The organism is Tenacibaculum sp. 190130A14a (assembly GCF_964048965.1).
Lineage (GTDB): Bacteria > Bacteroidota > Bacteroidia > Flavobacteriales > Flavobacteriaceae > Polaribacter > Polaribacter polynesiense.
Genome location: NZ_OZ040189.1, coordinates 3,237,085 through 3,249,686 on the forward strand (window position 1 = coordinate 3,237,085; position 12,602 = coordinate 3,249,686).

Genomic DNA, 12,602 nt, shown 5'->3' on the forward strand with positions numbered 1-12,602 from the left:
AAGGGTGGTTTTATACCACACTACTTTATTTTAACCAAAAAAAAGTGGTTTTATACCTTCACGATTCTTTTTGATTAAATCCTTCTTTTTTGATTCTATTTTGAGCTTATAAAACTTAAAAATTCAATCAAAATGAAGAGATTATTATGGCTCATTTTTATTTGCCTTTGTTTATTTATTGGTATTACAAGACCACTAAAATATTTTCTCGCCGATGGTCCAATTGACCTATTGGCTATGAAACCCGAAGAAGTACTCAACAGTATAATATACAAAGTTTCATTTTTTATACATATTGCTTTTGGAGGGATTGCTTTACTAATTGGTTGGATACAATTTATAGGTAAAATTAGAAACAAGTATCCATCCTTTCATAGAATCATAGGTAAAATATATGTAGGTGCTATTTTTATAGCTGGCCCTGTTGGATTTTATATAGGGTTCTTTGCAAGAGGTGGATTACCGACTGAAATAGGTTTTACCTTTGGAGCTCTTTTATGGATTGCAGCAACATACATGGGCTACAGAACTATTCGAAAAGGAGATGTCGCAGCTCATAAAGAATATATGACCTATAGTTATGCCGGTACTTTTGCTGCGGTAACACTGCGATTTTGGTTACCAATGTTAATTTCAATTACCAAAAATTTTGACTTAGCTTATGGAATTTCTGTTTGGTTAAGTTGGATTCCTAATTTTTTTGTAGCTTATTTGATCATCCATAAAAAAGATACTGTGCGCTACTATTATAAAAAGTATAAAATTGAATTTGTCTTAAAAGGAACTGCCGCTATTGCCGTTATTATGCTTATTTTATCATATACAAGCTTACAAACTTGGTTTTATAGCAAACCTTCTTTCCAAGGCACAGCTATAACAAAGAAAGCCATTGATGATACTTCCTACTTTACTAAAGAAAAATTTAAAGAGATACGTACCTATTTAAAAGAAGAATCAGAGACCACGAGTATGATGGTATTAGAAAATGGTAAAGTGGTATTTGAATATGGAGATGTTTCTGAAATTAGTAATATCAAAGATTCTAAAGCAGGATTTATAAGTTTACTTTTCGGAAAATATGTAGAAGACAGCACGATTAATTTACACGAAACACTGAAAGCGAATAATATCAACGAATACAATGGATTGTTACCTATTGAAAAACAAGCTACCATAGAAAACCTTCTTACCTCAACATCAGGTGTATTGTATCCAAAAAACCAAAGGTACATTTATACGTTTCCAAGAGAACGAGAACGAGGAAGTGTAAAACCAGGTGACTATTTTATGATAAATAATTGGGATTATAATGTTGCTAGTTCAATTCTTCAGGGTAAAACGAGAAACAATCTTCATTGGGAGTTAGAAAATCAATTGGCTATTCCACTGGAATTTGAAGATTGGAATATCAAAAATCAATATACGACTAGAGATTTAAAAAAATCGATGTTTACCTCGTATCAAATGCATCTTTCTACTAGAGACATGGCTAAAATAGGACAACTTCTTTTACAAAAAGGAGCTTGGAAAGGTAAACAAGTCGTTTCAGAAAATTGGATTGATAAAATAACTTCTTCTGTAATTTCTAAAGATTCTGTAAGAGTAAGATTGGGGAGAGATATCTCTAGTCCAATGCAACAATCATATGGATATTCTTGGTGGCTTTTTGAACGTTTTTATGATAATCCTGATTTTGAAGGAGCCTATACTTCATGGGATCGATCTGGGCAGTTCATTACCGTGATACCAAAAAGAAATGTGGTAATTGCGCATAAAACCAAACTAGATTATTTAACGCACACCAATCTTTCTGACAGAACCAAAACCCCTTCATGGCGCTATTGGTGGATTGTAAGAAAGCTGATGCTCAATAGAAAACTAATCGCAACACTAGCACCAAAAAAATCTACAGAAGAAATTCTAGAATTTATTAAGCGTGAGTATAACAAGGATTCTGAATATGCTATTTCAGAACGCCTGATTAATGAGTACGGTCAATCTCTTGCTGAGAAAGGGAATTATAAAGATGCTATTAAATTCTTTGAACTTAATTTAAAGCTATATCCTAATCATGGTTACTATACCCATCGTATTTACAATTATTACGGTAATAGTTTGCTAAAACTAAATAGGAAAGAAGACGCTTTAAAAGCTTTTGAGCAATCACTCAAATGGAATTCCGATAATCCGGAAGCCAAAAAAATGATCGAGCAACTGAACGCTACTCCATAAAAAAAGCTTCCTATTTAGGAAGCTTTTTAATTTATATAAATCGAACTTTTATTCTAAAGCACCTAAATAACGTTCAGCATCTAAAGCAGCCATACATCCTGTACCAGCAGCAGTAACCGCCTGACGGTACTCTTTATCTTGTACATCACCAGCAGCAAATACCCCAGGTAAATTTGTTTTTGTAGACTTTCCTTTAGTGATTAAATATCCTGTATCATCCATATCTAACACACCTTTAAATAATTGCGTGTTTGGTGTATGACCAATTGCAATAAATACCCCAGTTACTGGAATATCTTTCTTATCACCTGTTTGATTGTTTACAGCACGTACACCTTCTACAACATTGTCTCCTAAAACTTCATCAATCTCCGTATTGTATAATACTTCAATATTTTCTGTTTTATTTACACGGTGTTGCATTGCTTTTGAAGCACGCATGTAATCTTTACGAACCAACATAGTAACCTTGCTACAAATGTTAGCTAAATATGTAGCTTCTTCTGCAGCAGTGTCTCCTGCTCCAACAACAATTACATCTTGTCCTTTATAAAAGAACCCGTCACAAGTAGCACAAGCAGAAACTCCACCACCAATTAAACGTTGTTCACTTTCTAATCCTAAATATTTTGCAGTTGCTCCTGTAGAAATAATTACTGTTTCAGCTTCTATTTCTGTAGTCTCATCAACCATTACTTTATGAATTCCTCCTTCTTCATTAGAAAGTTCCACTTTAGTAACCATTCCAAAACGAACATCAGTACCAAAACGCTCTGCCTGACTTTTTAAATCTTCCATCATAGCTGTACCATCAGTTCCATTTGGATATCCAGGGAAATTATCAACCTCTGTAGTTGTTGTTAACTGCCCTCCCATTTGCATTCCTGTATACATCACTGGTTTCATATCTGCTCTAGCTGCATAGATTGCCGCTGTATAACCTGCAGGACCTGAACCGATAATCAAACATTTTATTTTTTCTGCCATCGTTTTTAAATTTTGAGATACAAATGTAATTTTTTTTTATTTCTATCGTAATTTTTTAAAATATAATTTGATTATTAGACGATAAAGAAAGGTTATCTTACATCTAAAATATTTTTTTGCATTTTTTTCTTTTTCAATTGTATTTTTTTTCTACATTTGCAGTCCGATAATTATTCGGGGTGTAGCGTAGCCCGGTTATCGCGCCGCGTTTGGGACGCGGAGGTCGCAGGTTCGAATCCTGCCACCCCGACAAAACCTTGTTAATCTAACGATTTTCAAGGTTTTTTTTATTTCATTACTTTTCAATTATCATTATATTGATACCTCAAATTAAAAATTAGCTATGCAACATCTAAACTTCTGCACAACCAATAAATTGACTATATAAAAGATAAAACTATGTGTAATCGAACGGAAAGATTAGAACTATGTGCTTGTTCAGACATGAATACTGTTAAAATTCAAGAACTCTATTCTGATGAAATAAAGCATTTGGGTAAAAAAGATATTCTAAAGGTAATTAGATGGAAGTTAAACCGTTATTTAGGAAAAGAATGGAGCGGAATGGACGGTTTAATGATTATGCCTTCTCAAAACTTGACAAAAACTCTAACTGAAGATTTCATATTAAAAGAATTGAACGGGCAAAATTGTTTCGATTTTGACTACAAACCAACTGAAGGAGATAATTTAATTTTCGAAATAGGCTGGTTACTGAATAAGAGAGGAAAAAAAATTAATCGTGAATTAGAATACCAATACTCTTCCTACATTTTTAAAAATGGAGAATGGAAAGCCGACTCGTATAATCCATTTTATGAAAAAACAGAAATTATTAACGAGGGAGTATTAAAAAAAAGCATTGTACAACAAAGTATATAGTGGATTGCTAATTTCAGACTGCTTTAGAAAGTGCTGATAAAACTAAATGCAATAATTTTTATGAGCGAAAAAATTGAACATAATGTTAAAATTTATGAATCTAAAAAATGGAAAATTATCACAATAGTATATATTTTAATTCTTTATTCATTTTTTTGTTATCAGGCGATTAAAGAAGATAATCACGAATTGTATTGGCTTATCGGCATATTCTCTCCCCTACCATTTTATTACATATTTAAAAACTTAAAAGAAATTAATAAACCTCCTAAAAAAATAATTGTCATATCTATAGATGGTATCAGCGTTCCTATGTATGGTTTTATAAAATGGGAATTAATAGAAAATGAAGAAATTACTTTCAAAGGGTCAGGAATACCAAGAGGTTGGGCTGCCTACCTAAAAATTAAAATAAAAGAAAAGAAAATTGTTGAAATTCCGATTGATAATCTATCTAAAAACATCTTTCAAATAAGACGGATTCTTAGAAAATACAGAAAACATTATGACGAATATGTAACACCCAGATATAACTAATTACATACTTTTTATTAATAATTCAAACAGAGTTGTATGGAAATAACAGTGATATAGTCAGTATACAACAAAAAGCACAAGTAACAATACAAAAAACATTGTGAATATTTAAAAAATAAAACTAAATGTGTGATTTTAATAATGGATTTATATTGTGCCAATGCAATGACTCAAAAGCGATTGTTCACAATAAAAAGTCAAAACGAAATAGAAATAAGAAAAAGAATCAACAAATTGAATATACTTGGACTTTGTTTAAGTTTCTCGGAATGTCTAAAGAAAGAGAAATGGGAAGATATTTATTTCCTGTAAGTAATATTGGTAATGGACTGACTTCTGATTTTGTTCTAAATGAGTTAAATAATAGAAATTGTTTTGATTTTGAATACGTACCAAATCAAGGAGACAACTTAATTATTGGTAAGGCAGACTCTTTTAATAGAATTGAATTCATTTTCAGAAATGGTAAATGGGAAGAAGACCATTATTCTCCATTTGACCATGAATATAAAAAGTTTAATAATGGAAAAATAATAAGAACTTAATAAATAACATTATGCAACTACATATAAACCGATTTAAAATACAGCTTAGCTTGAATATGTGTTTAATACTGAAAAGGAAATAAAAAAAAGATTGAAAATTTTATTTGCAATAATCGGAATTATTTTTGCCTATGGTTTCTATGTTAATTCAGCATATTACATAAAAAATCAAGATTGGAAATATGGAGAAGGAACCTCTATTGGAGATTGGTTAGGACAAAATAGTTTTGAAATCGAAAACAGCACAATAAAAACAAATAGAGAAACAGTAAGAATAATTTTCTCTTATGGCAGAAAGTTAATTATAGAAAATATTGAAACAAAAGAAAGAGGTTTGTACTTCAACAAAAGCTGAATAAAATGATTATACCTTTGCTTATCGGGTTTTCTTTAATTCAGTTAGGACTGTACCATCTGAATCGTAAATATGGACAAAAAGTTCCAGAACTTCTTATTCTTCTGACTTTTCTTGTTTGTTATTTTTTAGTCATCCCAAGATTTTTTTATCCCGATCCAAGACCTGATGGGATTAATTGTGCAATGCCCACACTTGGAATAACACTTGCTTTTTGGATTTTCGGAACAATAGCTGGGTTTTTAACACATGCAATTTGGATAATAATAAAACGTATAAGCACCAAAGTACAACACCATAGATAATTATTTCAAACTCAATTTCCACAACATAAATTCAATCTTGTTAATTATCTTTCCAAAGTATAGGGAAAAGACTCGTCTCTTTTTCTCGAAAAAAATCACACACTAATACATTAAAAAATGATGATAAAAGAGTATAAAATAGGAAAAGGTTGGGCGATTTTCGTTTACATTTTTGCACCATTACTAATTGCTCTTTTCGGATGGTTATTAATAATGCCATTCGTATTAGATGATACCTCTATTGAAATGTTGTATTTTTTTGTTCCGCTTTCATTAGGTATGATTGGACTAATGGTTGTTGGATTATTAGATACGATTAAAGGAAAAGTTATAGTATCATCTGACACATTAAGTATAAGAAGTACTTTTATTAATCGTGATTTGAATTTTCAAGAAATTAAGGGGTTTCAAGTAGAACAGAACTATATTTTTGTACTTCCAAACACTAAAAAAAAGAAGAGAATTAAAATAAGTACATATATTGGTAATTCAAATGAGTTAATAATGTGGCTTAGCTCTAATTTCCCCGATTTACATCAAACAAATGAAGAAAAAGAAGAGGCTGAAGTCTTAGAAAGTTTTGAATATGGGAGAAATGTAGAAGAAAGAGCCTCTAAACTTAATCAAGCTAAAAAAGTTGCTAAAGCTTTAAACTGGATTGGTGGACTCCTACTTGTTTGGAACTTGTTTAAACCGGAGCCTTATGAATATTCTATTCTATCTTTAATTGTATTACCAATTATTACTACACTAATCTTAATCTACTACAAAGGACTCATAAGGATTGATGAGAAGAAAGGAAGTGCTTATCCTACTGCGATCTATGCTATGTTAATGCCCTCTTCTGGATTGTTTTTAAGAGCTCTTCTTGATTATAATATTTTTGATTATTCTAATATTTGGATTCCATCAATTACTATCGGAATTACTTTGATAACTTTAGTGATTTATGGAACAAAGGAATTTAAATTTAAAAAAGTCAAAGATTACTTTACTGTTTTATCTCTTAGTATTTTATTTTGGGGGTTCGGTTATGGGGCAGTAGTTACTTTAAACTGTATGCATGACGAAAGTACTCCAAAGACTTACCTCTCAAAAGTATTAAACAAACGCATTAATTCTGGTAAAGCAACAACATATTACTTAGAGTTAGAATCTTGGGGTCCGCAAACTGAAAATGATGATGTATCCGTATCTAAAGAACTTTATGAAAATTTAGAAATTAATGATAACGCAAATATTTATCTAAAAAAAGGACGGTTTGAAATTCCTTGGTTTGTTGTAACTAAATAGAAAACTAAAACCCAGTTAAGGTGTATCGCTCATAGCGAGTTTAAAGATAAAATTACAAGTCCTTGAGCAAGCAACGCCAAAAAAAGTTTCTACATTTAATGAAATAAATACAATAGAATTACAAAAAATTATAGAAGAATTAATTAATCCGTATACAACAAATACATAATGAATTGGTTGCAAATTTATATTTTGACAAAATCTCACAATACTAAAAGTTCATTCGGTTTATTTAACTTTACAACAAAAAAGTATTGAAAACAATAGTAGTATCACTTCTGATTTTAGCCTCAGGATTTTCCTATGGACAAGGAAATGGGCTTTATAGATTCCAATCCGAAAATGACAAGTACGGATTTATGGATAAAAACGGAAAAATTAAAATAAAAGCAGAATATCTCAAGGTTAGTGATTTCAGCGAGGGACTTTGTGCTGTTTCCAAAAAAGTTATAAAAAAAGGTTATAAATGGATTTTTATTGACACTTTAGGAAATAAAGTTTTCGATATTAAGAATAATTTTCCAGAAACAGGATTTAGTGAGGGTTTTGCAAGAATTTCAAGTTTTGAAGAACATTGGTTCGTAAATAAAAAAGGAGTAAACGAATTTGAAAAAACTTGGAAAGATGGAGATGGGGAATTTAGAAATGGAATTGCATATGTGAGTGACAAGGAATTCTCCGATTTTTATCCTATAAATACAAAAGGAAAAAGAATTGACTCAAAAACTTTTTCAAGAATAGAAATCTATGACTTAAGAGAAAATGATAGTTTAGAATCAAAAAATAAAATGGATTTTAGGTCCGATAATTTTATTCCTTTTCAAAAAAATGACCTTTGGGGTTTTAAAGACAATTCAAACAATGTAATTATTAAACCTCAATTTTATAAAATAGATGAATTTAAAAATGGAGTATGTGCAGTAAGAATTGAAAAACGTGTATTTGAAACTACTAACGACTATTTTTTTGATACTCTGATTGACGAAAAAGGAAAAACTCTTATTAAAATAGAAATGCATTGCTATATGGGGTTTCAAGGAGAATTGATAGAATTTTATGGAGCACCTCATTTTGGAGGAGGAATTCATTATTTAAATAAAAAAGGAAAAAAAATAATACCAATGGAATAAAAAAATGTGTAATAAGAATAGTTTACTCCTGTCTATCCATGAAAATTCTCGTAGATTTTCAGTTTAGCATACACTTCCTAAACTAAATCTTGAACTACACAACAAAATATGATCAAGACCATTTTATATAATCATTTATACTACCTTCTTCTACTCCTTCATTTTAGAAAACTAATGCAACTAGTTGTTAACCTTTTCTGCAACCAATTTCCTATATGACTTTCCTATGGGAAGCTTCACGTTATTTCGCAATACAAACTGATTCCCATCTATTAACTTTAAATGATTAAAATTGACCACATATGATTTGTGAATACGTATAAAGTCACTTGAAAGTTTTATTAAAAAATCTGATAAAGTCAATGGTGTCAAGATCATTTCATCAGCAAAAATCTTGATATAATTCCCATAAGCCTCAATATGCGTTATTTCATCAAAATAAAGTTTAATCGTCTTTTTATCACTTTTTACAAATATTGATTGTTCTTTAGAAACTTCTGAAGAAACCACCCTTTTTTCTAGCATTACATTTTTATTCAATTTTGCGATTGATTGTAAAAAACGTTCTAAAGAAAAAGGCTTTAATAAATAATCGGTAACTGATAATTCAAAACCTTCAATAGCATACTCTGGATAGGCTGTTGTAATGATAACTTCTGGTCTATGTTGCATTGTTTTCAACAAACTAATTCCAGACAACTTAGGCATATTAATATCTAAAAACAGCACATCAATAGTTTCCTTTTGTAAAACCTCCATTACTTCAAATGCATTTTTACAAGAAGCCACTAACTCTAGGTTGGGAATATCCTGTATATAATTTTCAAGTATTTGACGAGCAATAGGCTCGTCATCTGCCAATATACATCGAAATGTTTTCATGCTAAAAATTCAATTTTAAATCTACCAAAAAGCTATTTTCTTTATTTTTTACTGTTAACGTATGATTGTTCGGATACAACAATGTTAGTCTTTTTTTAGCATTCTTCAAACCAATACCACTTTTTCCAGTTTCAAGGTTTTCAGAAGGCATATTTTCTTTTGTATTCATACAAGAAAAATGCAAACTATTCTCATTTACTATCATAGATACTTCAACCCTCTCATCTTTCCCTCCTAAATGTTTAAAGGCATTTTCAACAAACACAATCAACAACATTGGAGCTATTTTTTTATTTGAAATAGCTCCTTGAATAGACATTTCTATTTCAACATTCTCTAATCTAATTTTTTCCAGAGAAATATAATTTTCTAGATACTTAATTTCTTTTTCTAAAGACACAAATACAGAAGAAGTATCATATAAACTATAGCGCAACAAGTCAGACAATTTCAACATTAGATTAGGCAATTTATCAGATTTTATAACCGACAATCCATACAAATTATTCAAAGTATTAAACAAAAAATGAGGATTCAACTGTGCTTTTAATAAGTGTAACTCTGCTTTCTTTTCCTCTTGTCTTCTCACAAAACTATCTCTAGCTATTTTTAAGGCTGCCCCAAAAGTTAATGCTAATAATAAAATGCCTAAAAAATTGATATATGATTTAAATTGTTGTTGCCCTAAAACCAATCCTACGATATAAACCGATATCGCCGAAAATATTACCGTATTTAAAAGAAATAGCCCTAAAAATACCCAAGGTTTATTTTTAAAATAGGGTAAAATATAAAAGTTACTTACATAAATAGGTGGAGCTAAAATTCCAATTACAAACAACGAAGCCATCCATTTATTATCTGCAGTAATGGTAAAAGCAATCAGAAAAAACAGTACTCCCCAAACAGCTATGTTTTGGAAAATTTTATTATCAATAAGGGCATCAAATTTTGACATGATATCATTTTTCAAATTCTTTATAAAAGTAAGTTTTATATCCCAACCGCTCATATTTTAATGATAAACGGACTAAAGCACCATGTCAAAGGAAGTTTTTTAATGATATTGCTAAAAAAAGTCCTTCATCATTTTTATTAAAGGGTTCATCATGTAAACTTTTAAGTAAGCAACTATAACCCCAATTTTGAGGTAATAATCATAAAAACTTTTATTATGAATTCTTCAAAACTCATTACTTTAATCTTATTGTTACTATTACAGCAGATTGCTTCTGCACAACAGTCTTTAACTCAATTAACCGAAAAGTATACTCCATACCTAAAAGAGTTAAATCAAGACATTACTATTCTAACAAGTACTAAAGGAAAAACAGCAGTTGCCAACATTGGTAAAAGAAACTTTAATGAACACACTGTTTTTAACATTGGTAGTGCTACCAAAAAAATGACCGCTATTTTAATATTACAAGAAGCTGAAAAAGGAAATTTAAAACTTTCCGATTCCATAGGTACTTATTTACAGGCTATTCAAAATGTAGACAATTCATTAACTATAGAAGCACTATTGCGTCATCGAAGTGGTTTAGGTGAGATTGTTGGTCGTAATTATACAGAAGAGTACTTTGCAAAAAGTGATAGCGCTTATAATCAAAACATTTTAAATAGAATTCCTGCTGGAAACTTAGAAAAAGTAGGCAAGTATCAGTACTGTAACACCAATTATATCTTATTAGGTAAAATACTAGAAAAAGTAGCCGATAAAAGTTACTTCGATTTACTAGAAGAACGTATTTTTCAACCAGCAAATATGCAAGAAAGCTATCCATATCTTTCTAAGAGCTTAAACAACCTTGCTCCTCCTACACATCGAGGTAAAGATGTTTCTAAATTCTTAGATCATCGCTTCTTTTCTAATTATGCCTATGCGGCAGGATCTGTTGCCTCAACCTTACACGATATGCAACTATTTTACAATCATTTATTTGAAAAGAAAACCTTGCTTTCTGAAAACTCTTTAAAGCTCCTAACCTCTTTTGATGATGCTAATTATGGATTGGGAATGATTCAATTTAAGGATGGATATATCGGACATGGAGGAAACAACTTAGGGTATGCCTATAGAGAGTATTACAATCCGCAAGAAAAGAAACTTATACTTTGTTTCTCAAATGGAGAAATTATCCCATTCAATAAAATTTTAAAGAAAGAATTATTTGATTATATAAACGGAAAACCTTCTACCATTAGCTTCAGTAAAAACATTACTTCTCAATTCAAAGGCGCCTTAGGAAAATATCAATTTGATACTCATGGTATGAAAATGCAAATGGAAATCATAGAAAAGAACAACCATATCTATTTCTTAACCCAAGGAGCGCAAGTAATTCTTGTTAGCAAGGAAGAAAACAAATTATACAATGGTTCTTTCGGAATAGAGCTAGAAGTAAACCCTCAAAAAAACGATGAATTAATTTTCAGACAAAATGGATTAGAAACTACTATCAAACGAATTAATCCTTAATTATTATGACACTCAATATTAAAAATGTATCTAAAAAATATAGCAGAGATAAATTCGGTTTAAAAGACTTCTCTCTAATTATAGAAAATGGAATTCTAGGATTATTAGGCCCGAATGGTGCAGGTAAATCAACCCTATTAAAAATGATTGCTACCGTTAGTAAACCAACCAATGGACATATATATTTAGATCAAAATAACATTGTTAAAAATCCAAATTTTATGCGAAAACAACTGGGTTTTTTACCACAAGACTTTGGTGTATACCCTAACCTTAATGCCTATGAGTTTTTAGAATATTTAGCGGCATTAAAAGGTGTTGGTGGCAACGGTTTAAAAAAACGTATTACTCACTTACTCGAAAACCTGAATCTAATTGATACAGCACAGAGACCTATTGGTACATATTCAGGCGGAATGAAACAACGTATTGGTATAGCACAAGCTTTATTAAATAATCCGGAAGTAGTCATCTTTGATGAACCAACGGTTGGACTTGATCCTGAAGAACGTGTACGTTTTCGAAATCTCATTTCGAATTTAGCACAAAATTGCATCGTTATTTTATCTTCTCATATCGTATCTGATATTGATACTATTGCCGATAATGTCGTTGTTATGAAAAATGGTTCGTTGATTTCTCAAGGGAATCAAGAAGACACTATCAACTTAGTTCAAAACAAAGTTTTTGAAACGGTTATTAGTAAAGATTTTTTATCGCAACTTAAAAATGAACATTTAGTAGTAAGTACAACTCGAAAACAAGAAAACTTAACTGTTAGATATATTTCTGAAAAACCTATTGAAAACTCAATAAAACGCAATGCAAATTTAGAAGACGCTTATTTATATCTAACCAAAACAAATTAGCATGAAACATCTTATAAACAAAAAGTCATCACAAAAAATTATCGTCGCTGGAATTATAGTACTTATTATTATCCTACTCTTTTCTAGCAAAATTCACTTTGGA

12 protein-coding genes and 1 tRNA gene are annotated in these 12,602 nt (G+C 30.4%); 10 read left to right on the forward strand and 3 right to left on the reverse strand.

Features of this window, described 5'->3' with window-relative positions:
* The first annotated feature begins 132 nt into the window (after window positions 1-132).
* Complete coding sequence (locus ABNT22_RS15030; RefSeq protein WP_348717854.1) at window positions 133-2,232, forward strand: DUF2306 domain-containing protein; 2,100 nt, start codon at window positions 133-135, stop codon at window positions 2,230-2,232.
* A 48-nt stretch (window positions 2,233-2,280) separates the two neighbouring features.
* Here the strand turns inward: ABNT22_RS15030 and trxB are convergent, their stop codons facing one another.
* The gene (trxB, locus tag ABNT22_RS15035) at window positions 2,281-3,219 is read right to left on the reverse strand and encodes a thioredoxin-disulfide reductase (protein WP_348717853.1); all 939 of its coding nucleotides are present in this window, start codon (window positions 3,217-3,219) and stop codon (window positions 2,281-2,283) included.
* A 175-nt stretch (window positions 3,220-3,394) separates the two neighbouring features.
* Here trxB and ABNT22_RS15040 point away from each other — a divergent pair.
* The 7 genes from ABNT22_RS15040 (at window position 3,395) to ABNT22_RS15070 (ending at window position 8,266) form a co-directional block, all read left to right on the forward strand.
* Window positions 3,395-3,469: transfer RNA gene (locus tag ABNT22_RS15040), tRNA-Pro, on the forward strand.
* A 149-nt stretch (window positions 3,470-3,618) separates the two neighbouring features.
* Window positions 3,619-4,101, forward strand: coding sequence for a hypothetical protein (locus ABNT22_RS15045; protein ID WP_348717852.1), 483 nt, complete (start codon window positions 3,619-3,621; stop codon window positions 4,099-4,101).
* Window positions 4,102-4,161: 60 nt separating this feature from the next.
* Window positions 4,162-4,638 carry a hypothetical protein gene (locus tag ABNT22_RS15050; protein WP_348717851.1) on the forward strand — a complete coding sequence of 159 codons (477 nt, stop codon included), beginning with the start codon at window positions 4,162-4,164 and terminating at the stop codon, window positions 4,636-4,638.
* Between the two features lie 125 nt (window positions 4,639-4,763).
* Window positions 4,764-5,183, forward strand: a complete 420-nt coding sequence (locus ABNT22_RS15055; protein ID WP_348717850.1) for a hypothetical protein — start codon at window positions 4,764-4,766, stop codon at window positions 5,181-5,183.
* A 91-nt stretch (window positions 5,184-5,274) separates the two neighbouring features.
* On the forward strand, window positions 5,275-5,538 hold the full coding sequence (locus tag ABNT22_RS15060) for a hypothetical protein (RefSeq protein WP_348717849.1): 264 nt from the start codon (window positions 5,275-5,277) through the stop codon (window positions 5,536-5,538).
* A 422-nt stretch (window positions 5,539-5,960) separates the two neighbouring features.
* Window positions 5,961-7,136 (forward strand): hypothetical protein, encoded by a 1,176-nt coding sequence (locus tag ABNT22_RS15065; protein WP_348717848.1) that lies wholly within the window; start codon window positions 5,961-5,963, stop codon window positions 7,134-7,136.
* 254 nt (window positions 7,137-7,390) lie between these two features.
* A complete protein-coding gene (locus ABNT22_RS15070) occupies window positions 7,391-8,266 on the forward strand; it encodes a WG repeat-containing protein (RefSeq protein ID WP_348717847.1) in 876 nt (291 codons plus the stop codon).
* Window positions 8,267-8,446: 180 nt separating this feature from the next.
* On the opposite strand, the gene ABNT22_RS15075 is transcribed toward ABNT22_RS15070, so the two are convergent.
* Together ABNT22_RS15075 and ABNT22_RS15080 are read right to left on the reverse strand one after the other, a co-directional pair.
* Complete coding sequence (locus ABNT22_RS15075) at window positions 8,447-9,148, reverse strand: response regulator transcription factor (RefSeq protein ID WP_348717846.1); 702 nt, start codon at window positions 9,146-9,148, stop codon at window positions 8,447-8,449.
* Between the two features lies 1 nt (window position 9,149).
* Window positions 9,150-10,106 (reverse strand): sensor histidine kinase, encoded by a 957-nt coding sequence (locus tag ABNT22_RS15080; protein WP_348717845.1) that lies wholly within the window; start codon window positions 10,104-10,106, stop codon window positions 9,150-9,152.
* 216 nt (window positions 10,107-10,322) lie between these two features.
* Between ABNT22_RS15080 and ABNT22_RS15085 the strand changes: the two genes are divergently transcribed.
* The gene (locus ABNT22_RS15085; protein ID WP_348717844.1) at window positions 10,323-11,630 is read left to right on the forward strand and encodes a serine hydrolase domain-containing protein; all 1,308 of its coding nucleotides are present in this window, start codon (window positions 10,323-10,325) and stop codon (window positions 11,628-11,630) included.
* A 5-nt stretch (window positions 11,631-11,635) separates the two neighbouring features.
* Window positions 11,636-12,499 (forward strand): ABC transporter ATP-binding protein, encoded by an 864-nt coding sequence (locus tag ABNT22_RS15090; RefSeq protein ID WP_348717843.1) that lies wholly within the window; start codon window positions 11,636-11,638, stop codon window positions 12,497-12,499.
* Window positions 12,500-12,602 lie beyond the last annotated feature (103 nt).

Bases quoted from the DNA above. Each gene is read 5' to 3' on its own strand.
- ABNT22_RS15090 (WP_348717843.1), top strand. From the start codon at position 11,636: ATGACACTCAATATTAAAAATGTATCTAAAAAATATAGCAGAGATAAA.
- ABNT22_RS15080 (WP_348717845.1), bottom strand. From the start codon at position 10,106: ATGTCAAAATTTGATGCCCTTATTGATAATAAAATTTTCCAAAACATA.
- ABNT22_RS15065 (WP_348717848.1), top strand. From the start codon at position 5,961: ATGATGATAAAAGAGTATAAAATAGGAAAAGGTTGGGCGATTTTCGTT.
- ABNT22_RS15045 (WP_348717852.1), top strand. From the start codon at position 3,619: ATGTGTAATCGAACGGAAAGATTAGAACTATGTGCTTGTTCAGACATG.
- ABNT22_RS15050 (WP_348717851.1), top strand. From the start codon at position 4,162: ATGAGCGAAAAAATTGAACATAATGTTAAAATTTATGAATCTAAAAAA.
- ABNT22_RS15075 (WP_348717846.1), bottom strand. From the start codon at position 9,148: ATGAAAACATTTCGATGTATATTGGCAGATGACGAGCCTATTGCTCGT.
- ABNT22_RS15030 (WP_348717854.1), top strand. From the start codon at position 133: ATGAAGAGATTATTATGGCTCATTTTTATTTGCCTTTGTTTATTTATT.
- ABNT22_RS15055 (WP_348717850.1), top strand. From the start codon at position 4,764: ATGTGTGATTTTAATAATGGATTTATATTGTGCCAATGCAATGACTCA.
- trxB (WP_348717853.1), bottom strand. From the start codon at position 3,219: ATGGCAGAAAAAATAAAATGTTTGATTATCGGTTCAGGTCCTGCAGGT.
- ABNT22_RS15085 (WP_348717844.1), top strand. From the start codon at position 10,323: ATGAATTCTTCAAAACTCATTACTTTAATCTTATTGTTACTATTACAG.